This is a genomic window from Cupriavidus sp. D39, from assembly GCF_026627925.1.
Classification (GTDB): Bacteria; Pseudomonadota; Gammaproteobacteria; order Burkholderiales; family Burkholderiaceae; genus Cupriavidus; species Cupriavidus ulmosensis.
Genome location: NZ_JAPNLE010000006.1, coordinates 292,864 through 316,053 on the forward strand (window position 1 = coordinate 292,864; position 23,190 = coordinate 316,053).

At 61.1% G+C, this 23,190-nt stretch carries 21 protein-coding genes and 2 pseudogenes; 12 read left to right on the top strand and 11 right to left on the bottom strand.

Features of this window, described 5'->3' with window-relative positions:
• Window positions 1-4: 4 nt before the first annotated feature.
• From OMK73_RS05525 to OMK73_RS05535, 3 genes are all read right to left on the bottom strand, one after another.
• Complete coding sequence (locus tag OMK73_RS05525) at window positions 5-586, bottom strand: hypothetical protein (protein ID WP_267601105.1); 582 nt, start codon at window positions 584-586, stop codon at window positions 5-7.
• Between the two features lie 96 nt (window positions 587-682).
• A complete protein-coding gene (locus tag OMK73_RS05530; protein ID WP_267601106.1) occupies window positions 683-997 on the bottom strand; it encodes a hypothetical protein in 315 nt (104 codons plus the stop codon).
• A gap of 506 nt (window positions 998-1,503) precedes the next feature.
• Window positions 1,504-1,932 carry a DUF883 family protein gene (locus tag OMK73_RS05535; protein ID WP_267601107.1) on the bottom strand — a complete coding sequence of 143 codons (429 nt, stop codon included), beginning with the start codon at window positions 1,930-1,932 and terminating at the stop codon, window positions 1,504-1,506.
• Between the two features lie 1,291 nt (window positions 1,933-3,223).
• On the opposite strand from OMK73_RS05535, the gene OMK73_RS05540 reads away from it, so the two are divergent.
• Window positions 3,224-3,667 carry a BON domain-containing protein gene (locus tag OMK73_RS05540; RefSeq protein ID WP_267601108.1) on the top strand — a complete coding sequence of 148 codons (444 nt, stop codon included), beginning with the start codon at window positions 3,224-3,226 and terminating at the stop codon, window positions 3,665-3,667.
• 775 nt (window positions 3,668-4,442) lie between these two features.
• On the opposite strand, the gene OMK73_RS05545 is transcribed toward OMK73_RS05540, so the two are convergent.
• The 5 genes from OMK73_RS05545 to OMK73_RS05565 all read right to left on the bottom strand — a co-directional run bounded on the left by OMK73_RS05545 (window position 4,443) and on the right by OMK73_RS05565 (window position 9,124).
• Window positions 4,443-5,459, bottom strand: a complete 1,017-nt coding sequence (locus tag OMK73_RS05545) for a hypothetical protein (protein WP_267601109.1) — start codon at window positions 5,457-5,459, stop codon at window positions 4,443-4,445.
• A 570-nt stretch (window positions 5,460-6,029) separates the two neighbouring features.
• Window positions 6,030-6,356: a hypothetical protein gene (locus OMK73_RS05550; RefSeq protein ID WP_267601110.1), complete on the bottom strand. Its 327-nt coding sequence runs from the start codon at window positions 6,354-6,356 to the stop codon at window positions 6,030-6,032.
• Window positions 6,357-6,360: 4 nt separating this feature from the next.
• Complete coding sequence (locus OMK73_RS05555; RefSeq protein ID WP_267601111.1) at window positions 6,361-6,588, bottom strand: DUF2188 domain-containing protein; 228 nt, start codon at window positions 6,586-6,588, stop codon at window positions 6,361-6,363.
• A gap of 450 nt (window positions 6,589-7,038) precedes the next feature.
• Window positions 7,039-7,848 carry a MipA/OmpV family protein gene (locus OMK73_RS05560; protein WP_420715478.1) on the bottom strand — a complete coding sequence of 270 codons (810 nt, stop codon included), beginning with the start codon at window positions 7,846-7,848 and terminating at the stop codon, window positions 7,039-7,041.
• 511 nt (window positions 7,849-8,359) lie between these two features.
• Window positions 8,360-9,124 (bottom strand): flagellar brake protein, encoded by a 765-nt coding sequence (locus tag OMK73_RS05565; RefSeq protein WP_420715464.1) that lies wholly within the window; start codon window positions 9,122-9,124, stop codon window positions 8,360-8,362.
• A gap of 452 nt (window positions 9,125-9,576) precedes the next feature.
• Between OMK73_RS05565 and OMK73_RS05570 the strand changes: the two are divergent.
• The 11 genes and pseudogenes from OMK73_RS05570 to OMK73_RS05620 form a co-directional block, all read left to right on the top strand.
• A pseudogene (locus OMK73_RS05570) lies at window positions 9,577-9,810 on the top strand (helix-turn-helix transcriptional regulator); the annotation flags it as partial.
• Window positions 9,811-10,705: 895 nt separating this feature from the next.
• Window positions 10,706-11,503: a response regulator gene (locus OMK73_RS05575; RefSeq protein ID WP_267601112.1), complete on the top strand. Its 798-nt coding sequence runs from the start codon at window positions 10,706-10,708 to the stop codon at window positions 11,501-11,503.
• A 245-nt stretch (window positions 11,504-11,748) separates the two neighbouring features.
• Window positions 11,749-12,000 (top strand): hypothetical protein, encoded by a 252-nt coding sequence (locus tag OMK73_RS05580; protein WP_267601113.1) that lies wholly within the window; start codon window positions 11,749-11,751, stop codon window positions 11,998-12,000.
• Window positions 12,001-12,529: 529 nt separating this feature from the next.
• On the top strand, window positions 12,530-12,967 hold the full coding sequence (locus OMK73_RS38855; RefSeq protein WP_420715479.1) for a GNAT family N-acetyltransferase: 438 nt from the start codon (window positions 12,530-12,532) through the stop codon (window positions 12,965-12,967).
• Between the two features lie 375 nt (window positions 12,968-13,342).
• Window positions 13,343-13,531: a hypothetical protein gene (locus OMK73_RS05590; protein WP_267601115.1), complete on the top strand. Its 189-nt coding sequence runs from the start codon at window positions 13,343-13,345 to the stop codon at window positions 13,529-13,531.
• Between the two features lie 328 nt (window positions 13,532-13,859).
• Window positions 13,860-15,642: pseudogene (locus OMK73_RS05595) on the top strand (SulP family inorganic anion transporter).
• A 405-nt stretch (window positions 15,643-16,047) separates the two neighbouring features.
• Window positions 16,048-16,590, top strand: coding sequence for a DUF6496 domain-containing protein (locus tag OMK73_RS05600; protein WP_267601116.1), 543 nt, complete (start codon window positions 16,048-16,050; stop codon window positions 16,588-16,590).
• Between the two features lie 203 nt (window positions 16,591-16,793).
• Window positions 16,794-18,953 carry an acyl-CoA dehydrogenase gene (locus OMK73_RS05605; RefSeq protein WP_267601117.1) on the top strand — a complete coding sequence of 720 codons (2,160 nt, stop codon included), beginning with the start codon at window positions 16,794-16,796 and terminating at the stop codon, window positions 18,951-18,953.
• A gap of 587 nt (window positions 18,954-19,540) precedes the next feature.
• Complete coding sequence (locus OMK73_RS05610; protein ID WP_267601118.1) at window positions 19,541-19,993, top strand: BON domain-containing protein; 453 nt, start codon at window positions 19,541-19,543, stop codon at window positions 19,991-19,993.
• A gap of 184 nt (window positions 19,994-20,177) precedes the next feature.
• A complete protein-coding gene (locus OMK73_RS05615) occupies window positions 20,178-20,534 on the top strand; it encodes a hypothetical protein (RefSeq protein ID WP_267601119.1) in 357 nt (118 codons plus the stop codon).
• A gap of 128 nt (window positions 20,535-20,662) precedes the next feature.
• Window positions 20,663-20,842 (top strand): hypothetical protein, encoded by a 180-nt coding sequence (locus OMK73_RS05620; RefSeq protein WP_267601120.1) that lies wholly within the window; start codon window positions 20,663-20,665, stop codon window positions 20,840-20,842.
• An 870-nt stretch (window positions 20,843-21,712) separates the two neighbouring features.
• Here OMK73_RS05620 and OMK73_RS05625 read toward each other — a convergent pair.
• The 3 genes from OMK73_RS05625 to OMK73_RS05635 all read right to left on the bottom strand — a co-directional run bounded on the left by OMK73_RS05625 (window position 21,713) and on the right by OMK73_RS05635 (window position 23,145).
• A complete protein-coding gene (locus tag OMK73_RS05625) occupies window positions 21,713-21,847 on the bottom strand; it encodes a hypothetical protein (RefSeq protein WP_267601121.1) in 135 nt (44 codons plus the stop codon).
• A gap of 423 nt (window positions 21,848-22,270) precedes the next feature.
• Window positions 22,271-22,657, bottom strand: a complete 387-nt coding sequence (locus OMK73_RS05630; RefSeq protein ID WP_267601122.1) for a BON domain-containing protein — start codon at window positions 22,655-22,657, stop codon at window positions 22,271-22,273.
• 176 nt (window positions 22,658-22,833) lie between these two features.
• The gene (locus OMK73_RS05635; RefSeq protein WP_267601123.1) at window positions 22,834-23,145 is read right to left on the bottom strand and encodes a hypothetical protein; all 312 of its coding nucleotides are present in this window, start codon (window positions 23,143-23,145) and stop codon (window positions 22,834-22,836) included.
• Window positions 23,146-23,190: the final 45 nt, after the last annotated feature.

Genomic DNA, 23,190 nt, shown 5'->3' on the forward strand with positions numbered 1-23,190 from the left:
TGACTTACTTGGCGTACTTGGCCTTGACGTTGGCCACGCACTTGTCCTTGGCATCGCCGGACATGGCATCGCACTTTTCCTTGTCGGCCTTGTAGGCCGCGTCCACGCTTTCCTTCCTGGCATCGGCGCGCGCTTCAGCCACGTCGGTGCTGGTACCGGTGGCGGCAGCCTTCTCGACCTTGGCCGAACCCAGGGCTTGCTCGTGGGCAGCCTTGGCTTCCTTCACGCACACATCCTTGTCATTGCCCTTGAGGTCCTCGCACTTCTCCTTGGCCACGCTGTAGTCGGCATCGGCCTTGACCTTGTCCGCCTTGGCGCGTGCCTTGGCGGTGCCGTCGAGCGTGGCTTCGGCGTTGGCCTTGGCCACTTCCTCATCGCGCTTGGCTTCCTTCACGCAGACGTCTTTCGCATTGCCCTTGAGGCTGTCGCACTGGGCGCGCGCAGCCTTATAGTTGGCGTTGGCGGTTTTGACGGCCGCGTCATAGTCCGCTTTGGATCCTGCCGGCGCGGCATGCGCCAGCGTGAAGGCGGCAGGGCCGGCAAACATCATCGAACACACTGCTGCGGTCAGCCATGACTTCACCATATCGAGCTCCTTTTCAATCGCGAAATACTGTGGAGGGCGGTCTCGCTGTCGGCGACTGCTTCGGGCGCCCGCATTTGCCCACATCGTGTGTACAGATTACGCACGCACCGCGCCCGCAAGTTGGGCTCCGAAAGCCGCGTAAGACAATTCCGACACATCGAGCGCGGCATCCCGCCCAAGAGCGCCAACCTTGACCTTGCGCCGCCGCGCGACATCGGCGCTAGACTGTTGTGCTTTCCAGGAGTTACGCGCATCTTGCTGCACAGGTCCTGCCAGAACTGTGTGGGCAACTGGGTCGGCGTGCCCATGCTGCCCTTCCGCAGCAGGCCGTAAAGCGAGCAGGACGACGTCCAGCTGGAGCTTCGCCGCGCTTTCGATCGCTTCTTCACCATCAACCGCGGTCGATACCAAATGATCGGCCAGCTATGGTGAAAAGCATGTTGCTGGCGAGGTCGATCGCACCTGGATAACGGCTTATCCCCCCAATTGCTTCACCGTGGGCCAATTCCGGCAGACAACGAGATTGTGTTTCGCTTGTTCAATAGAGGCGCGATATGCCTCGACCGCAACGCCAAGGTGCGTCAGGTCTGAGAGCCACAATGCACCCGCTCATAGACCGACGGGAATAGCAACCAGCCTGCGCGACGGAACGGCATCAGATGGAATACGGGCGTCGGCGTGAGGGAATGCGGGCGGTGCAGGGGGCGCGGGCTTAGTGTAGGGCGGCCTGCCGATTCCCGCATCGAAGGTTCCGAATTGCCGCCTGGAATTTGCGTCCTGCTGCTCGGGCCAATCAGGATGGATGCGCGGAGGCAATCCTTCGCACCAGGGCGGTGGCGGTCGCGACAGAGCGCGATCGCGAAACCAGGGTGCCGGCGCGCAAGGCGGTCGGGCCTGGTCTGCGATTCAGTCTCTCTTCAGTCCGAGCCCCGGCCGCCACCCCGGTTGGCCATCAACAGGCCCAGGATAATGCCGACCCCGACCGCCATGCCCATGGACCGGAGCGGCTGCTCCTTGACATAGGTGGCGGTGTCCTCGGCTCGCCGGGAGATTTGCTGGCGCACATTTTCCGAGATGCCCCTTGCGGCATCCCTGGTCGCGTTCATCTTGCTCAGAAACTCTTCCTTGGCCTCGTCCAGCGCAGCCCCGGACAGGGTGGGAATGCGGCTGATCAGGTCGTCGAGCTCCCGCTTCAGGCCGTAGGCTTCGCTGCGTGCGACTGCGCCGACCTGTTTGCCGGCGTCCTTGGCAGCGTCCAGGATGTTTGTGGTTGCCGTGCCGAGCTTGCCGGCTATACCCGGCGAATCGTTCTGGACGGAGGATTGGGTATTGCCTTGGGTTTCCATTCGTTGTGCTCCTGAAAATCGGTCGTTCGGCATGAGGTCATCGCGCGCGCCGGGCACGGCGCGAGGTACCGGTGGGTCGTGCGCCTGCCCCTCGTCGGCGCAAGCCAGGCACAAGCACAGCGCATGTTTCATGCCATGAATGCCATTACCCAGGTGGAACGCGCTCTGTCCGTAAGGCATCGCCGATCGGGTAGTCCGCGGGGAGCAGCGCAGCAACCGTGATGCGATCAGAGCCAAGCCCGCGTGGCGAATCCAGCAGCTTTGCCTCTCGCGCACGGCATAGAAATTACCGGCCTTGTAATTCCTCCCTCGGCCGGGAGGCCGCTGAAGCGCGGCCATCAATAACGCGGCCTTGGCATGTTCGCAGCACGCATTCCGGCACGACCTAGGAGACGAACATGAATGAACTCAATCGCGGCGGCCGATCCGCAGTGGGACTCCACGCTGCAACCGGACGCCATACTGGATCGGGGAGGGTGGGCCGCTTTAAGCGTGTCATCGCGCCCTCGCCAAGTTGTCAGCGCATTGACTGGCCTGCCGGGAAGGCCGCGAAGCGGCGCTGGGTTCGCGTTCTCGCAGCCCGGCTTGGCCCGAACTGGGCTTCGCACAACACTGGGTAAGCGTGATTCTCACGCAGGTGGTTCATCGCGACCATCCGCTCGCGCGTGCGTCTACCGGTGAGCTTTGCCGACCTGTATAGCGCCCGGCAACTCGCCTATCCGGCGCGCAGCACCCACATGCCCACGACGGAATACCTGCGTGCGGCCCAGTGCTGGCATACGTGTAGGTTGTGGATGCTGGTTCATTTGGGCTCTGGACGCAGATAAGAACCTGCAGCACCCCGGCTCGCCATTGGCCCCCTTGATGGCCCATGTTGGCCACCTGTTGCGAGCCACTGCGGTCCTGCTGTTGATGCTGGCCCTGACCCTTGTCCTGGTTGCCCATCTGGCCGCCACCTTGCTGCTATCCCATTGCTGCTGTCTCCATGACGCGGCGGACTTGCTCACCGTAACTGCAATCGGAGTGCCAGCCTGGATGCCTCGGATAGCACATGCCGGCGTGCAGAAGCGGCGTTGGCTTCGTTCGTGCGCTGGTCGGAATTACAAACTCCTGCTCCGAATTACACACATCGCAGCGTAGCGAGGGCGCGACATCGGCAGTTCACTGCTGCTTCGCGCCCTGTCGGCAGGTACGCTTCTTGCGGTTCACGTTCATGCGGTTCACAAAAACTCATGGTTTCAACTCGTATGGCGGCTCATGGCGTACTCGACCACACTATCAGGAGAGAGCGATGAAAATTCCTGCACGTACCCTGCGCATGACTTGTGTCGCCGCTGCGCTGGCGGCAGCTACCGGCGGCGCGTTTGCGCTCGATACAGGCGGCTTCATGCGCGTGGCCGCCGACACCACCCTGGCTGTGCCACCCGTCTTGGTCCCTGGCGTGCCGGCACGCGCCGAGGGTGACCGCGACCAGCAGCCTGCGGCCACCACGGAAATGACCGACAAGGCCACACAATCCGTCAGCGACAGCGCCATTACAACCAAGGTGAAGACCAAGCTGCTTGCCACCAAGGACCTGAGGTCCACGGGCATTCACGTGAAGACCAAGGACGGCACAGTCGACCTGAGCGGCTCGGTGCCGACGAAGGAACAGCACCAGCTCGCAGTCGATGCCACGCGTAGCGTTGAGGGCGTGAGTTCAGTGACCGACAAACTGAAGGTGCTACCGCGCTAGTCCACAACCGCCCCGCCCGGGGGATACCCGGCACGACAGACTCACCTGAGCGGCGCGGAGCCTCAGGCCACGATCCCAGCCTCGAGGTTCTCGTGCCGCTCCTTCATTTCCGCGGCCGGTAGCTTGGCTGAGGGCGCTTCCCGCAGGACGTCGACGATAGGTTCTCCTTGCGTGAGATGTAGTGCGGATTCCCGAGCTTGCCATTGCCCGGCGGGGCGGTGTGCCTCTTGGCCATAAGTCTCATGCGGAAGCCACAGCGGCTGAGGCTGACGCACTGGTTCGACCCCGTTGAGCCTATAGCTCGGCGGCGTCCGTTTCCACGATGCAAAGATTGAGCGGGCTGCTGTACTGTGCGCGAAATCACCTGTAGTCTCGCAGCCGCTGCTCGTAGCGCTAGCGGGCATGAGATGGCGCGTGTGCCCGCAAAAAGGTGTCAATCTCTCGGCCATCGGCACTATCTAGGAAGAAGGTCAGTGGAGCGGGATGCGCGTAAAATCCAGTGATCTCGGACGTCCGTCCGAGATCACTGGAGTCGCAATGAAAACGGAAGACTTCAAGAGAACTGTTCGGGAGAGGCTTCGTGTCGTTCCCTTTAGTGAGAGGCGCGCGTGGCTCCCTACGGATCTTTTAGGGTGGTGGGGCAGGGTAAGCGCTGAGGCCCCATATACAAGACGGATACGGCGGGGACCATTGGCAACTGGTGCATACATATTGCTCCGATATGATCGGGCCGGGCGCTACCTCCTAACCTCTGCGGAACCGCTCCGTCGGCACTTTAGAACCGGTAACCTAGACCGAGCACCATCACATCGGAATCGCGGCTATTGGTCGTGACGGTGCGATGCCAGGAAAAGCGCGTGGTCCAGGACGGGCTGATGCGATAGCTCGCCGACATGGTGAACAGGCCGAGCGTGTGCGTGATGCCACCGCCCTCATCCCGGTCGCGCGCCATATAGGGCCCCAGTCCGATCCCGAGCGTCAGATGGTCATTGAAGAACGGCCGCACCAGCCACGCCTGCGCTGCAACACCCTGCCGGCGCACAACCCGGGCATCACCCTCGTTCAGATAGGTCGCTGTGAGGTCTACGTAGGGCAGAATGCCGCGCCGGTACTCCACCGCGAAAGCGGTACCGCTGGGTGAATCGAAGTTGTTGATGATGGTGGTGCCGGCGAAGACCGTGAGCTCGTTGTTGGTGGTGTTGCGAGTGTACGAAGGCGGTGGCACCACCGGGCCACCCCTGCTCCCTCGATCAAGCTGATAGCCCACGCCGATCAGGAAGGTGTTGGTGTCGATGCTGCCAAATGCCTGCGCCCGGTTGTATCGCGCCTGCACGATCCACGGACCGCCGTTGATGTACCAGTTGGCCGCCGCGCTGATGAGGATTCCCCAGCCATGCTGGTCATTCACGCCGCCTTCGGCCGTTCTCACCGTGGTATCGAAATAGCGATATGGACCGACCCCAAGCGAGAAGGCAAAGCGCCGGTCCGTCGACAGCAACCGTCCCCACAACTGCGCGCTATGTCCGTCGCGATGATGGTTGGTGACGTGCCCTTCGTTCAGGTAAGAGAAGGAGGCGTAGACGTTGTCGGTCAGGTTATGGGCGTACTCGTAGGTGTAGCCATAGGTTTTCTCTCCCAGCGACGGCGTCTGCTGCAGCCCGCCAAGTACGTAAAACTCCTGGGCGTGGGCCGCATGGGCGATGCCCATCAGCAACGCCACGCAAAGCGCGAGATGCAACCGGTGACGCCGGCCATCCCATTGACCCACGCTGACCCCAAGGTGATGTCGCATGAGCGGTACTCCGTGGTTGAGCATGCCAAGTGGCAATCTTGCTGCGGCGCAGCGGGCGTTAGTCGTTCGCTTCACAAGTCCGTCTCCTGTGACAGCACGAGCGGCAATTTCTCGCCAGCAGGCCAACAGTATCCAAGTGGTTCACTTTCGCTCACCAGCAATCTTTCACACCGACGCGCAACGCGTACTGATCGAAGCTCTGTTCACCCCATGCGCCGGAGACGTTGGCCCATCCCGACCAGCGCTTGCCCAGATCCGCATTGACCCAAGCTTGAGCTCATACCAATTCACCGGATACAGGCCGGCTGCTAAGCGGAAACTGGTTGAACGAGATTCTACTCTCGGTGCTGGTGTGCCACCAGTTGACAGTGCATAGGGCTGCAGCTTGCGTGTGTCCTCGCGCACGAAGGTCCTGTGCATTCGTACGCCAAGCCGCGCAATCCACCCGCCGCTCGAATCCGCGCCGGACCCACCGTGCCAATATGACGTGCGCTGAGATATAGCGCGGTCTCTTGCAATGATCCGTGCCAAAACAGGACTCCTGCGCCAACGGTCACAGGGCAAAATGCCTCACGCCATCCAGCCCGCCCGTATGCAGATAGCCGTTGGTATCTTCCTTGAACAACAGTCCCAATGCCTCGGAATAGAAATTTCGGTTTGCAGCCGGGTCGCGAACCGAACGAGTCCTGATCTGGCAACACAGCGCGGAACTTGCGGCGGCAGCAAGATCACCGGCGCTTCCGGAAACAGGCGCATGGCCAGCGCCTGCGGCTGCCCCTCCTCCGGAAACGGGCCGAGCTGAAACACAACCGGACCAGTGACCTCGACGATCACGCAGCCGGTCGGCACCCAATACAGGACGACAAAATGGGACAGCCGCGCTTTCGGGGTGGTCACGACATCAGCCTTTGACGTCGCGCGGATCGTTGCCGTAGTTGTTGCGCAGTCGGATCTTGCCGTCCAGGCCATGCACCATTAGCGCCACCTTGTCGTACTGGGCAAGCGCCTTGGCGACGGCGACAGCCTCTGTCTGGAGCTTGTGATGCGAGCTGGCGCGCGTGGCGCCCTCGCGCTTAACGTTCCTGCCGTTGCCCTGTGGAACGACGTGGACATTGGCATGAGTGGTCATGGCTGTCTCATGAAGGTGCTTCCCTTCAGTGTTAGACGGCCTTACTGGCTCCGCCATAGGGCGCCGTCCGACAAGCGACGCCCGGGCAAAAAAGCCAGCACCGGGGTTGAGGGAGTGGCGGGCACCGTGAAGGCCGGGCAGTCGCGTTGTCTGCCCGTCATGAGAATCTAGAGAAATTGCGAGGCACGGAATAGCATCCGAAAGGATGAAGCTATCCCACATCGCGAAAAGCAATGTTAGCTACTCGGCGGCCCTTTACCCGCGGCGCAGGCGCGGCATCCCATAGCCGCTATGCAGAGGTAAAATGCATATATACGCACCGTAGCGGCCCCGGAAGTCAGGTTGATGCCCTCGGGCCGCTCCCTTCGCGTTGGCGCCGGCGTGGCTCACGATGCTGGCTGGCGGCTCGTCGCGGTAGTGTAGTGGTGCAGCGAGGGTGCCAAGAGAACATCAGTATTGGTAGTGCAGCGAAAGATCGACGACCGTATTGGTCGCCTTCTGCGTGATCGGACTGTGCGCCGCCGAACCGGCGAGTTGTCCGACTGCGACGTCGCCGGTGACGAACCAATGCTCGCGAAAGAACCAGATCGCGGAGATGCCCGCGCCGTATGACTTGAGGCCCGCATCGGCCTTGTATTGCGGATAGCCCGAGCGCGTCGCCTGAGCCGAGGTGACGCCGAACCACCGGCTCATGTAGCGCGCATCACCGAAGGTGACGGTAGGGCCGGCAAACCAGAAAAAGCGCTCCGAGCTGCCGGGCAGCGGCAGGTAGGCGCCGATATCGCCGATCCAGCCGTCGGTGCCGCCCAGGCTGCGCCGCACATCGATGCGCACCACCAAGGGGAATGACGCCGACACCACATACTCGCCAAAGAGCTTGGTCTCCACCGCAAAATTGATGTTGCCGAGTCCGTTGAGACGGCCGGGATCGTCGGCCATGCGCCGGCCCAGGTTGTAGCCTATCGCCACCCCCGCACGCCAGTGGTCCGCCCGCAGCAGGTTTACGCCGATGCCCTCGCCGGTAGAAACAAAGAACAGGTCGCGGTAGCGGATATCGAAGCTAGGGCCCGCGAGCACGTGATAGCGCTCGGTACCTTCGTAGTACGGTCGCAGGCTGGCGGCGGCTCCGACCTCGACCTGCCAGTCGGGCACCTTGGCCCCGAACAGTTTCTCCAGCGGCACCCCGGCCGAATATTGCCACTCGGCCAGCGGCGACGGTGTCTGCGCGCGAGCGCTCAAAGCGGCAGCCGCTAGGCCCACCAGCAAGGCAGCCGGCCACCGGGCCGCAGTACCCGTCGGCTCTGCTGTTGCAGATGGTTTGCTGCTATCCGCCATTCGTCCCCCGTCACCGGCCCGATTGGCCGCGCACAAAACCGGGCCTGTCGCCGAGCTCCATCGAGCCTCGGCCCCTCGGAACAAACCTGCTTCAGGATACCAAGCCTGCTTGGCATTAAGACTACAAAATCCCTGCGAATTTTTCAAAGCGCAGCTACGCTGCGGTGGTGCGCCCGGGGCGGCGGTATCGGCGCCGCCATACTTTGCATCCGCCGACCTACCGGGCTTAATTGCGAGGAAAAGCCCGCCCGCCGCCGGCACGAAGCGCTAGTGGCAGGGGTAGAGGCCGGTGTGGGTCACAGGTAGCCACTCGCTGTAGGCCGACGGGACTAAACGAATGACCAATGTCAAGGTCGCCGGCGAACGAAAGAAAGTCCGCACTTGGTAAGCGTCGGATCGGGAACATGCAATAGAGCCGGATTGGCGCGCATTCTGGTCATTCGCGGCCCGCCAGTTCGATGTGGTAGACCAAGCGCTGGAGGAAGGTCTGCTGACCGGGCGCGAGCGCGACAAAGGTGCAGCCGATGTGATGCATGGCACGCTGGCCTTCCCAGGCTAGCCCGTGCCCGACTACCTGGAGGTCAAATTCCAGTTCGCCCTGGTTGCGAAAGTCGAGCCTGCACTTCTGCAAGATCGTTCCCATCGGTAACCGGTCCGTACACATACCCTTGGAGCGAAGGCCCACACCGGACAGGGAGAGGTCGGCGATATCCAGCGTCAGAAGGTGGTCGTCGGGCGTATGAAGCTCAGAGCGGTAGCCCATAGCGGCGTGCGGTCGTGCGCGGGGCTGGCGGCGGCGCTCGAAATGATAGAGCTGAGATGGAAAGGTTGCGGCGCAGGCCGGGCCGCCCTGATACTTGATCAGGGATGGTCTGCCGATGACGAAGTCAATCCTGACATCGCGCAGCACAGCGGAGACGGCAATCTGGTCCGATGTCAGCAGCAAATCCCGCTCGGCATCCGTGCGGCATCCGTCGAAGATGAAGGTACAGGATACGGGGTCAACCTTCAGCAAGGTGGTGGCAATCTTGTAGCTGTCGCGCGCGCTTAGTCGAACAACGCACTTCAGCCAAGCGAGATCGAGCAGCACTGCACTGATTTGCATGGGACGGGTCAATCGGTGGCGATCATCCAATGGGCCATCGCTTGGCGCTTGCGTGCTATTCGGTTGGCGCTTGGCATTGGGATTTTTGAGGCTCACTAAAATCCTTCAATAGAAGAGGGAATCGACAAGGGCTACTTTTCGATTCTAACGGCCGTATTGGTCGGATGTGCGGGCAGCCCCAACAAAGGGCTTTGGTTACATCGCCGCGACACGACAAATAACGGCAGAAGGCTGATCCGCGCTAGCGCGGGGGCTGCGGAATCTCTTTGCCAGCACCTCCGGCAATGCCGGCTTCCCCAAGCGTGGCGTCCTGCCCAGGGGCCACCGGCTGTGGGCCAGCTGCCAGCCAGGTAGCGTCGCGGTCAAGGCCAGATGGCTCCTATCAGTCGGGAAGCGCCAATCAAGGAGCGACCGACGGAGGTCGCTGACCGGCCATCCGCAGCCGTCCGCCTTCGCGGACAGATCGCCATGCGATCTGCAGCCCCACTTTCGAACAACGGGCTTCCGGCGGGAATCCGATCTGATGAGGCACGGCGCAGACGTACCGACTCTTTCAGCATGAAGGTGGGCTCGCGGCCTATATTCGCCATAAGCGTCTACGCGCCGCAGCGAACGACATCGTCCGATTCCCCGGGATTGCGGTGAAGGATGTCGCTTATTCAGTGGGATTCAAGAGCGCGTCGGATTTCACGCGGGCGTTTCGTCGCGCATTCGGCGTAACGCCGCAGGACCTGCGTGAGTATGAGGGATGGCATACCGCAAACATCGGGCAGGCGGACTGATCGCATCGCTTACCTCGATTTACAGATAAAGCGAAGATAGGAAGCGTGACTTGCCTGCCTTGGTCTTCCAACGAGCGCAGCGCGGCCGCAGCCCCGTCAACAAGCGCGGGTCCCGATTGCTCTCCGGAGATCCGATGGCAGGATTGGCCGGCGATCAGTTGTGAAGCAATCCAGCTGATTCCGGATTTCCGGTCCAGCAAAGGCGCACGTAGTCAAGACGATGCAGCGTAGCAAGCGGGCGGCGCTACCAGGGTCGAGCGCCAAGCCTACGGGACCAAGCAAGCGCGTCAGGAGGAGGCAACACACCAGACCGAGGCGTTGGAGCGGCAGTTGCAGGAGCTGCGTACCCAATTCTCGACCGAGCTGGAACGCACGCGCGCGCAGGTCGCGGCAGCGCACGAACGGGCCGCCGTCACCGAGCGCTGCGTGAGATCGACTAGGAGCGCACGCAGCGTCAGAAGGGCGAGTGGAGGCGCAGTTCCCCCGTGGATAATTAATGTATTTACTATAATGCATATATATCGCGCTTGCGTGTAGAGATGGTTAACTTCGCACGAATGACTCATGGACAATGCATTTCATCCTTCTGGTTGGTACATTTCAGTGCACATTCTTCGTAGGATTATAAGACCGAAAGGGGGCATCTTGAAAAGAACGACATGCGTGGACTGCGCATCATCCGCCGCCATAGCATTCGCATAACGTAGCTGCGACTTTCGGTCGCGTATTCGCAGATTGCGGACCAAGAATCCTTACATCTTTAAAAAAGCCGGCATTACGGGCGACTTCCGAGCGGAGTCAGTACATTGATCCGCAAATCAAGCATGTATTTTAACGGATAGGCTAGAAATGCAACCGTAGTTGAGATGGCACGTTGGAAGGGAGGAAAATTAAAATGAATATAAAATGCAACGTATTGATTGTTGACGACCATCATCTCTTGCGATCAGGCTTGCGCTCGATGATAGCCGGCTTGGCGGAGTACAACGTCGTAGGCGAAGCCAAGGACGGGCGGGAAGCGTGTCAACTTGCTATCTCGCTGCGCCCGGATCTAGTATTGACGGAGTTGTCGATGCCTGGTATGGCTGCCATCGAGGCAATCGCCGCGATAAAGCGCCGCACGCCAGGCATTCGCATCATTGCACTCACTGTTCATCAAGGCGATGAATACGTCCGGGAGGCGCTGCGTGCGGGCATCGATGGCTATGTACTGAAAGACGCCGTATTTGAAGAGCTTGTTGCGGCGATGGGCGCTGTGATGCAAGGGAAGAAGCATCTAAGTTCAGAAATATATGGACATTTGGTCGAATCGTTTGTAAGTGGCCATGAAGCTTCAGCCGAAAAAAATGCCTTGGATATTCTTTCCGCACGGGAGCGAAGTGTACTGAAGTTGGTCGCCGAAGGTCGCTCCAATCGGCAGGTTGGGCAATATTTGAATCTCAGTCCCAAAACGATCGAAAAATATCGCGGCAGTCTGATGCGTAAATTGGGGATATCAAATTTGACTGGATTGGTACTGATAGCCATCAATATGGGCCTGATCACCTCTCTGGCCAAGAAGTACTACGCCCACCGCAGCGACACGTTGCCACTAACGCTTGGCAATGGAGAGCCTAATGAAAAATGGAGGGACGGCGATGCGAGTTCGGACAGTTTGATTGATAGTGCTACTAGAAGCCAAGGCGGGGCCTAGTGCCTCACAAAGCGAGACTGGAGAGTGAGCCGCTCCCAGCAGGCCCGCCCGCCGGCATTTGAAGACAGGGTGATACTGGCGGGTCAGGCGACGGCACACTCGCCGAGGTGCGGCAATCCAATGTCTCCTCCATCGTGACCACTGAATGAGAGCGGTAGTTTCAAAAAGCATGCGACGCGGGGAAGGCCATAGATCGGCCTTACGCGCATTGGCTACAAGGGGCAATTCCGTCAATTGGAGTAACTATGACTTATAAAGAATTCATAGAGAGAGCACTTGGTGGGCGATCTGTGAACAAAGCCGCCCTCGACATGGGGATCTCTCAGACACTTCTGAACAAGTACAAACTCGGACTGAACCTCCCAGGCTTTATGAACGCCCTGATTCTGGCGAAAGCGGCACGCATATCGCGAGATGAAGTATTGTGCATGCTAGCAAGGGAGGAGGCAACGCGCAAAAGGCCTATTCGATCAGGTAAAGCAGGTTTTGCGCAATGATGACTTGGGCGGTCGACTTCAGTCAACGCCATAGCGCACCCTAGACGAGATTTTTTCACGCTGCGTTCTCGTTCTCGCGGCTAGCGGCCTCTATATCGAAAAGACCGGCGTGGCCAATGCCTATGGGAGCGCCGGCTCGGTGGTATTGCTGCTGTGGGTTTATTGAACCTTCCGTTGGTTCGCTATGCGCACCGCTTCGGCTCGCTCCGAGGGGAGGGAGCTTCGCCGGCCACGTTTGAGGTTCTGCTGGGTCGCTCGTCTCATCACACCACGACCAGGGATAGCTGTGCCGGACAAGTTGTACCGACAACGTCAACCGCGGCCCCGGGTCCCATAACGAATTGAAGGGTTGGCGCCAAAACCGACTCTCGGCATCGAAGGCAGTACGTTGTCCCCGGGGTATCCGGGCTTTCCCGCTATCCAATAGCTTGGCGGAGTGTTAGCCTGGAGCCCGCAATCTGGGAGAATCGCATTTTTTAGTGTTTTCCGTCTTCAGCTCGCAATATGACACGAGGAGATGCCGGGAATGATGAGAAACGTGCAGATCAGGGCAGCAGGACAAACTGATTGGCCCGCCATTGCAGATGTCCTCGAATGTTGTGGATTGCCTAGCGACGTCGTCGACCAGGCACTGTGCGTCTTTCATATCGCTGTATTGGGCGAGCGCGTAGTAGGTTGCGCTTGTTCTGAGCAATATGGAGAGACGGTCGTCGTCCGATCGATCGGTGTGCTCCAAGAGTATCGCGACCATCAAATCGCGACTCACCTTATCGGCAGCGTACTGACGCGCGCTCGCGCAGATGGTTGTACCAAAGCGGTACTCATCATCGCTGGCCATCTCGGCGTCCGTCATCACTGCGATTTTTCGTTTACAGAGCTTGAATGTATGCCTGAGGAAGTAAGGCTATCCAAAGCGCTCATGCGAAGATTCGGCGGGTGGAGGACACTTAAAATTCCGACCGACTAGCATTGCGCGGAGCATTGCCATTGTCGAGTTGAATAACTAGGCGCGAGGTCGCCATCGACCGCGCCGGAGCACCGTACGCAAAGCCACTGGCTTCGAAGCCAGTGGCGACATTGCCTCCTAATATCAAGACCCCAGGTCCGTCGATCCGGATCTGGAGTCTAACTTAAGAGTTATGCGGCGAAATTCGTTAGCGTTACCCCTCCAACAGACCGAATTCGCTTGGTGGGATGCGCAATATGGCCTCAAGTTGAATTCGCCGGAGCAGCGATTCAACTGAAGATCTCCCACCGGCCGGCGAAGGGAGCGACATGTTGCGCCGCAAGCGCGTAGCCTGAGGTTCACTCAGCTGGCGGCGGTGCAGGCGAGGACGCCGCCGTGGCCGGTGCGGAGGAGCGGGCACGGCTGCGGGCTGAGCGCGGCATGCTCAGCCTGCAACTGGCGGCGACGCAGCAGGAACTGGCAGAGGGGCAGATGGTGCGGATGCGCCTACCGGCCGAACTCGAGGTGGCGCTGCGGGGGGCGAGCGCGCGCAGGTGGAAGCCACCGCGACGCGGCGCCTGGTGACCACGAGGCGCCCCGGTGCCAGAGACGAAAGCCAAGTTCGAGCCCTGGTCCGCCTGATGGCGTGCCAAGGGTGGGACAAAATTTGTCCACCGCGCGACGGGATAAGCCTCCCCTTTCTCCAATATCAACCAGAAGACCAACCGCCTTCCCGGAGCAGCACAAGAGCGTAATCGAAAGAAACACCCCTTCACCGGCGAAGTTCAGTGGGTCGCTGCGGACACTCGGATCCGCCCCAAGTCGGATCTAGCCGTTACGCGGCTTGCTTGTAAGCCTCTTCGTTTTGCCAGGCGCTAGAATGTGGACCGGCGCCTTCGAACAAAGCAGGGATATGAACTGGCTCCCCAATCGTTCCACACCGGCTGCCTCAGGGTTGGAAGGTTACCTGCTGCGCCTGGTCCCAGCCCTTGCGACGCTGCGCCACTATGAAAGAGCCTGGCTGGCGAAGGATCTGTTCGCCGGGCTCGCGCTTACGGCGGTAATGATTCCGGCCGGCATGGGTTACGCCGAGGCGGCGCATTTGCCCGCCATCACCGGGCTCTACGCCAGCATCGCGGCTCTCGTCGCCTACGCCGCGTTCGGGCCTAGCCGCATTCTCGTCCTTGGCCCCGACTCCGCGCTGGCGGCGTTGATCGCCTCCATCGTGCTGCCGTTGGCTGGCGCCCACCCCGAGCGGGCGGCGATGCTCGCCGGCATGCTTGCGATCCTGTCGGGCGCGCTGTGCATCGGGGTAGGACTGTTCCGCCTTGGCTTTGTCACCGACCTGCTATCCAAGCCGATCCGCCAGGGCTATGTGAATGGCGTCGCGCTCACGGTGCTGATCGGCCAAGCGCCGAAGCTGCTCGGCTTCCAGGTGAGCGGAGACAACCTGTTGCCGGAAGCCTCGGGCCTCTTCCAGGGCCTGATGCACGGCGACGTGAACCCGGTCGCGCTCGGCATCGGCGCGGCCTGCTTGCTGCTCATCCTCGGTTGCAAGCGCTGGCTGCCGCGCGTGCCCGGCATCCTGGTCGCGGTGGCGGGCGCCACCGTGGCCGTGGCGCTGCTCGACCTGGACCGGCGGGCGGGTGTCCCGGTCATCGGCTCCCTGCCGCAAGGGCTGCCGGTGCCGCGCATGCCCGCTGTGTCGCTCGCTGACCTGCGCGCTCTGCTGCCCGGCGCGGTAGCGGTGGCGCTGATCTCGCTGGCCGATATCAGCGTGCTGTCGCGGATTTTCGCCGCACGCGGGCAATACGCGGTGAACCGCAACCAGGAACTGATCGCCCTGGGCGCTGCCAATTTGGCTGCGGGCCTGCTGCAGGGTTTCCCCGTGACGAGCAGTTCGTCGCGCACCCCGGTTGCCGAAGCCGCCGGCGCGCGGACGCAGCTCACCAGCGTGATTGCCGCGCTGAGCGTTGCCATGCTGCTGCTGTTCGCCCCCGCGCTCTTTCGCACCTTGCCCAATGCGGCGCTGGGCGCCGTGGTTGTCGCGGCTTGTCTCGGCCTGTTCGAGATACGGAGCGTGGCGCGTTTGCTGCGCCTGCGCCCCAGCGAGTTCGCCCAGTCGATGACCTGCTTTGCGGGCGTCGCACTGCTCGGCGTGATCCAGGGCATCTTCATCGCGGTGGCCCTCGCCCTGCTGGCGTTCATTTGGCGAGCCTGGCGGCCCTACGATGCCGTGCTGGGCCGCGTCGACGGCCTCAAGGGTTACCACGATATCGTCCGGCACCCGGAAGCACGCTGCATTCCGGGGCTGATCCTGTTCCGCTGGGACGCACCGCTGTTCTTCGCCAACGCGGAGATATTCCGCGACCACGTGCTGCGCGCGGTGAGCCAGGCCTCGACTCCCACGCGGTGGGTCGTGATCGCCGCGGAGCCCATCACCGATGTCCGTCACCGCCGCGGAGACGTTGGCGGAGTTGCACAAGGCATTGAGCGAATGCGGCATTGAGCTGTGCTTCGCCGAAATGAAAGACCCTGTCAAGGACCGGCTGAAGCGCTACGGCCTGGTTCCCGCGCTCGACGCCAATCACCTCTTCCCTACCATCGGCGTGGCAGTGGACGCCTACCTGGCGCAGCACAAAGTCGAGTGGCGCGACTGGGAAGACGAGGCAGCAGTCATCCGGCGCAGCTATTAAAATAAATTCCGCCACGCTTGGAGCAGATCCCTGCTAGCCTGGGCTGCGGAAATCTCTTTGCCAGCACCTGCGGCAATGGCGGTTTCCACCAAGCGCGGCGTCCTGCCCAGGGGCCACCGGCCGTGGGCAGATGTCGCGGTCAAGGCAGTTCGACCAGATCACCAAGCAAGGCAAGGGTGAGCGGGCAAGCACTTTGTAGATTCGTCGTAGGGTGTGCAGATTTCGCACGCGGAGGCACTACGGTCTCCTCCGTGAGTGGCGGTTGCCGCACAGGCGGCAAGCCTGGAACGGCATTTGCGTCGGACTTCTTTAGCCCGCCGGCAGATGGCGGGCCCGATCAGCGCCGCGGACATCGCATCTGCCATGGCCCATGCCGGATGACCGCGGGCAGTCATGGAGACGACCATGCCAAGGGCATCGAGCATAGCGCAAGCCAGGGCAGATAAGCGGGCGGGCAAGGCGCCGACCACCCAGGCCGGCCATTTCGTTCACGACGAGATCGAAGCCGTGCGCCGGGGTAAGCACGGCGTGCGCTCGGCCAAGCAGGCCATCGCGATCGGTTTGTCGGAGGCACGCCGCGCCGGCGTTGATGTGCCGCCGAAGAAGGACGCTACAAGGGCGGGGACCAAGTCCGCGGGCACTAAGTCAATGCCTGCCAAGTCCGCCGCCATGGGTGGCGACGACAAAGCGACGCCGCGACGGGCTAGTTCAGAAAGCAAGGCTACGCGCGCCCGCGCTGCGCTTGAGGCACTCAAGCGGGAGGGCACAGCCGGTGCTTCGCGTCAGGCGCTGTCCGCTCAGTCCAAGCGAGCGGCAAGCACACGCACTGCGGCGGATCGTTCAGCGTCCGCCAAGAAGGCCGCCATCACCAAGGGGGCGGCTGGCCGTTCCGAAGCGGCCCGCAAGGCCGCGCGCACGCGGGCAACGAGAAAGCAGGCAGGGCGCTAGCACTGGTAAGCAGCCGGCTGGCAGGGGAGGGCGGCGGCGCCTCTCCGGCTGCGGAACCCTGGCACAATTCACTGTGCGGCGGTCGGGCTCTTTTCGCTATCAGTGCCGTTGCTCGCGTCGCCTCAACACCTTCGGGCAGGCGCACGTTAGGATGCTGGCCGGCGCAAGCTGTTCGCACTAATACTCGAACCTGGTGGAGCTAGATGCTGTCATCCCTGCTCGGAAGGCTCCTGATGCCTGCGTTCACCGATGCCCTGCCGAAGATCGGCGAGACGGAACGCGCCGCACTGGAGTCCGGAACGGTCGGCTTTGAAGGCTGCTTCTTTGAAGGCAAGGTCGATTTCGCAAGGCTTGCAGCGATTCCGGCCGAGCAATTGACTGAGGAGGAGCAGGCCTTTCTCGCACAGCGCGTACCGGAGTTGTGCGGGATGCTCGACGACTTCGCGATTGACGAGGCGCACGATCTGCCGGCGGAAGTCTGGCACTATCTGCGAAAACATCGATTCTTCGGCATGATCATTCCACGCGCCTATGGCGGACTCGAGTTCGGCCATACCGCTCATGCCGCGGTCGTGACGCGCATCGCCAGTGTCAACATCGCTGCAGCGGTGACTGTCATGGTGCCGAACTCGCTCGGCCCGTCCGAGCTGCTGGTGCATTACGGTACCGAGGCACAGAAGGACCACTACCTGCCGCGCCTGGCACGTTGCGAGGATCTGCCATGCTTTGCACTGACCTCTCCGTATGCCGGCTCGGACGCCGCCGCAATTCCAGATATCGGGGTGTTGACGCAGCGCGAATGGAACGGCGCTATGACCGAGGGCTTTGCGCTGACCTTTTCCAAGCGCTACATCACGCTGGCGCCGGTAGCTACGGTGGTCGGCCTTGCTTTCAACGCCGTCGACCCGACCCGGCCCGCTGGCACGCAGCAATTGGGCATTACTTGCGCGCTGATCCCGGTGCCGCATCCGGGTCTGCATATTGGGGCACGCCATAGGCCGATGAACAGTGCGTTCATGAATGGCCCGGTGCAGGGGGAAGATATGTTCATTCCACTTGACTGGGTCATCGGCGGCAGTAACAACATTGGCAGGGGCTGGCGCATGTTGATGGAGTGCCTGGCTGCCGGCCGGGGGATATCGCTGCCTGCGGTCGGCGCCGCGTTGCAGCAAACCTCGCTGTATGTCGCCAACGGCTATGCTCGGCTGCGCAATCAGTTCGGTCTGCCAATTCAGCGCTTTCCCAGCATCGCCGCACCATTGGCGGAAATGGCCATTGATCTGTATGCCACCGATTCTGCGCGGCGGCTAACGACCAGCACGCTCGATCAAGGCGAACAGCCCAGCGTCGCCAGCGCCATCCTGAAATACCATCTGACGGAAGCGGGCCGCCGCGCGATCAACCATGGCATGGACATTCTGGGCGGCAAAGCGATCTGCGCCGGCCCGTCCAATCTGCTGTCGACCGCCTACCGTCATGTGCCTATCTCCATCACCGTTGAAGGGGCCAATATCCTAACGCACGCGCTGATCATCTTCGGTCAGGGCGCCGTGCGCTGCCATCCCTATGCGCTGAAGGAAATCCAGGCAGTCGAACAACGCAACGTCATTGCGCTCGGCGACGCTGTGCTCGGGCATGGCGGTCACTTGTTGCACTGTTTCTGGGGCAGTCTGGCCCATGCGTCGCGGGTGGGCAATGTCCCACCGCGATTCGAGCACGAGGCGCGCAAGATTGCCCGGCTTGCCGCCAAGTTCGCCTTCACCACCGACATTTGCATGGGGGTACTCGGAGGCAAGCTGAAGCGGCTGGAACTGCTGTCGTCGCGGCTGGGCGATGCACTATCTCATCTTTACATGGCATGCGCCTGCTTGTGGCGCTACGCCGGGCAACCGGAGGTCGAACTCGATCCCATCGTGCGTGGCGCCATCCGGCACCAGATCTGGCTCGCCAGCGAAGCCTTGCATGGAGTTTATGACAACGTATCCAATCCAGTGTTGAGGATAGCCGGCAAGATCGCGCTACAGGGACTCAGCCCAATCCACCGCCTGCGCGATTCGGAAAAGCTTGCGATTGCTGATTCACTCGGCGATCCGCGGGTCATCCGGCGGCTGTGTCCGGATATCGGAATGCCAAGGGCAGGGGGCCTGCGCGATTTGCATGATTTGCTGGCGCTGGCGCAGGAACTCGGCGAAAAGGAGAGCCAGCGCCTGGCCGGCGAAATTCGCCAGCTCAAAACGCTTGCGGAAATCGCCGCCACCTCTTCTGCTCCAAAGGCACTCGCCTTCCTGCGCGCGCTTGACAAAGTGATCCAGGTGGACAGCTTCCCCGCGGACGGGGCGGCTCGACCGCCTCACGTCTCATAGCTGCAGCGTCGAGAGCAGCCGTGACAGCGATCATTGGGGTTAATCGGCCCAAGTTCCTCTGTTTGCAAGGCTTTCCAGAGTGCACCCACAATCGCTTCAGGTCACGGCAACATACCTACCCGCGATTGCGCATCACGCAAGCGGATGGAGGCAGGAGATGCCGGGCGACAGGATCCGCCGCCCACCCGGCTACCGCCGCGTTCGTCTTGCCCGATTGTGTGCCAGGCTGTTGCTGCTGTCCCATTGTTGGCTCCAAAAGCGATGACGCGGCGAACTGCCACATTACGGGTCCCGCCCGCTATCGCGCATGGGTACGGGCGGAAGTGTCGCTTGCTCTGGTTGCTCCGGGTCGCGTGGTGGTCGGAATTACAAATCCCCGCGCCAAATTACACGCGTTGCGGAGGAAAGCTCCTGCGGTATGGACCGCGGTTCACTCCAGCTTTGCATGACTGCGGCAGGTATGGTCTTTGCGATTCATGAGAACCAGCGGTTCTGCCGCGATGCCGTGCATCGCTCGCGAGCCACATTGTTGTATGGCTGGCCAGGATGAACTGCATGATCACCTTTTCAATTTTTAGGAGCGAGCAATGAAAAGCACTTCACATACCTTGCGTAGGACTTGCCTCGCTGCCGCCCTGGCAGCTGTAGCCGGCGGCGCGTTCGCGCTCGATAGCGGCGGCTTCATGCGCATTGCCGCCGACACCACCACCACCCAAGCGGCGCCGATGAACTCCGCGCCTGGCACGCCGGGCCGCGCAGAGGGCGACCGCGAGCAGCGGCCTGCCGCCGCCAACGCCATGAGCGCGGACAAGGCAGAGCAGGTGGTCGACGACAGCACCATCACGACCAAGGTCAAGACCAAGCTGCTGGCAACTAAGGACCTCAAGTCCACGGGCATTCATGTGAAGACGAAGAACGGCACGGTCAACCTGAGCGGCTCGGTGCCCACGAAGGAGCAGCATCAGCTCGCGGTGGATGCCACACGTAGCGTGGAAGGCGTCAGTTCGGTGAACGACCAACTGAAGGTACTGTCGCGCTAACCTGCGATAACTCAAGCTCGCGCCGGACGGCGTCGACCTGACGCTGTTCCAGTAATTGCTACTGGCAGGCGGCTACGGCCGCCTGCAGCCTTACCTCATAGCCGACGCACAGCTTTATGCGGCCGTTTCCAGCGGATATGATGGGGACTGAGGCGGCGCCGCTCGCGCCGCGATGAAAGGCGCCATGACCGCATCCCCGGTGCGAAACAACTGCGACTTCTCAATGAAAGCCCTCCGTATCGCTTCCTTTTTCCTCGCTACAGCCGCGCTATCCGCCCAAGCAGTTCAAGCGCCTGACAGCCAATGGCAGCGCGTGGGGTTGTCGCTATCTGAGCTTGTCGGGCGTGGTTACAGCATTGCCGCGGTTACGAGCGACTCGCCTCCAAATGGGGTATCAACCGAAACGTTCTACCTTCAAAGGGGCGAAAGCGCGTACAAGTGCATCGAAGTTCATGCCATTGATTTGAAGGCAAAAAAGTCTGCAGCGCTTTTTGATTGCTTTGAACTCGTTACGCCCTACGCAACGCCTCGCGCCAAGTGAGTTAAGTAGGCGGACAGTGCGCTCCGTCTTGCGTCACCCTGCCCAGCCTACCTACACACATTCGACATCCCCGATACCATCCCCACGAAGGCGCGGCTCCTGATTGGCCGCCCAAGCGGTGCGGGGACATGGACTGGTCCGCCGGGGATGTCGACGAATTTGGCCTGGCTGGTGACCTGGAACGAAGCGTTGAGGATGCCATCGACGACTTCCGCTCTGGTGATGGCCTCGTGCGACTCATGATCGCAATGGCAGAGCCTGATGGCCAGATCCTCGTCGCGATGGGGCAAAATCCCGCGAAGCCATAGTGCACGCAATCACAAGCGTTTCCGGGGACTTGGCGCGCCGGCACGCTCATTGATCGGTCTAAACTGGTTGGGTTCGGTGCCCACCCGAGCTTCGTCTGTTGAAACGCACCAATGCGCCGCACCGGTCCGGCCAGGCAATCTCTGCCGGTTGTAGGACGCACTCCCATAGCGACGCCTTCATTCCTGACCTAAAACCGAGGCATCAGCACCGGCATCAGAATGGAGCCCATCATGCAATCAGGGGTCGAAGACACCCGCAACTTAGGAAGAGCTAGAAGACCTGGATGAAACGGATAGGGCCATCGAGCGCTCAGGGAAACGCATTGAGGCACAGGAACCGCGCATTGCGCACTTGAAGAAAGACGGCATAGATAGCGAAAGCGCCGAGAAGCTCATAGCCGACATGCGAGACAGCCTCAAGCAACTCATCATGCACCGCGCACTAATCGTCAAGACCATCACGTGCCGGGAGTGATCCCCCAGTCATTGGTCTTTGATGTGCAGGGCACTCTGATCTCCCCCTTCGCCCCGTCGGTCCACAAAGAATCGGCGGGACATTTTTCTTTCAACAGGGATCAGAGACTGCCAGTACTCGCGTGGGGGTAGATTTGGGACGGGAAAGCCAAAGACAAGTCAAAGGTGCAGTTCCCTAGGTAGGACGGTGCCCTATGCCAATTATCACCTGCCTCTCCTACGCTTCAAGTATCTCCCAAGCGAGGAACTGAGATGCGAAGAGACTTGATCATTTGTGCTGTTCGTGCCGGCTGGGTCCTGAAAGTTTGGGGCGAAGCCATCGCAATTCTCGAATTCGAAAGGCACGACGAAGCACTGAGCCTCGGAAACACCATAGCGACCCGCCATGGCGTCAACTTAGTCATCGAGGAAGCGAGCGGCCTGCGCCGGTACATTCAACCGCCGCTCCCTCGGTGGCGCGGCCGGAAAGCCAATGCGTTCTGGTTCGCGCCGCTTGAAAATGGAAACCAACCCCAATGCGGTGGCCGACATAGGCCAACTCCTAGCACAGATTTTCGCGCGGCTTGCCGGCACCTTGTCTCTACTTGTCATTGGACTGTACGTCACAGATACAACTGCCGGTCTCACAGACGCCCCTCTGAACAAGGACACCTTGTTCCTCTCAGTCGTGGCCGTTGCCGTGTGGGCAATGTGCGAAGCATCTTGGCGTCACAAGTAGTTGGCCCGCCCCCGGCCAACTCCCTCCGCGTCGCCGAACCGCGTCGGTACCGGCTCGGTCACTACGCCATGGGTTAGCGCGTCAGCGTGCGAAGCAGACACCCGTAGCGAGTATCCAGCAGCCTTACCCTCGTAGGCAGGTCCGCATGATCCTGCCGACGAATTCGCCCCATCGTCTCATCCCTGCGTCGGTGGAACGCTTGTCTTATGAAGGGTGTTCCCTGATACCAGCGAAGACTATTTCTCGACCTCCAAGCCGTCCACCACAGATTGCACGCCCTCCACTGCACGGACGGCGTTCAAGGCCGTCAGCTTGTCTGAGTCGCTTGGCACATTGCCGTCGAGGTGCACAATGCCGTTTTGGGTACTCACCCGAATCCGGGCCGATCGAAGCCCGGCGGCAAGAAGCTGAGCTCTCACCTTCATCGTGATCGCACTGTCGGTTAATCTTGCCCTATCGCTTGGTACTTCAGGCGGCACCGGGGTTTCCTGTGGGCGGCTGATCGGCGGCGCGCCATCCGTTGCGGCCAGCACTCCGTTCACATCCTCCCAGGCAGCAGCATTACCCAGAGCGGCAAGCAGTCCGACAACACTAGCAAGGCACATCTTTTGAATTGATTTCATCCCTGTCTCCTGCTGATTGCATATCTCCGTGGACACGCGCCCCTGCGACTGCGCCCCGAGTGAAGATGACAAGTCCAGTGTCGCCTTGTGACTTGGAACTGGTCGACCTACATTCGAATCATGCCCGCGCCCGGCAGGTGCGGGACCTAACGCTTCCACGCTCAGGACGCACAAGCCTACGCAGACCTGCACTTCACCAGTGCCACGATCTCGCATAGTTCAATCTCCACTTCATCACCGATCGCAATTCCGTCAAATAGCCTCAGCGATTCCGCGCGCCGCCGCATCGCGAAGACGGTCCCTCGCATGATGCCGTCCCTCGCGATAGCCCTGATCGTCACGTTGAGCTCTACTGCCAAGTCTCTACTACTACGCAGCGCCACCAGGTCAGAAACGCAGGGCTCACATGCGGCGTCCTCCGTCTTCACGGTCGCGCCGAGGAATGTCCCCCCGTGGGCAAACGGTCCCTTTGCGAAGTGCGAGTCCATCGCCCTCTCCTGTTCGTGATTTCGTTGCTAAACATGACGACATAA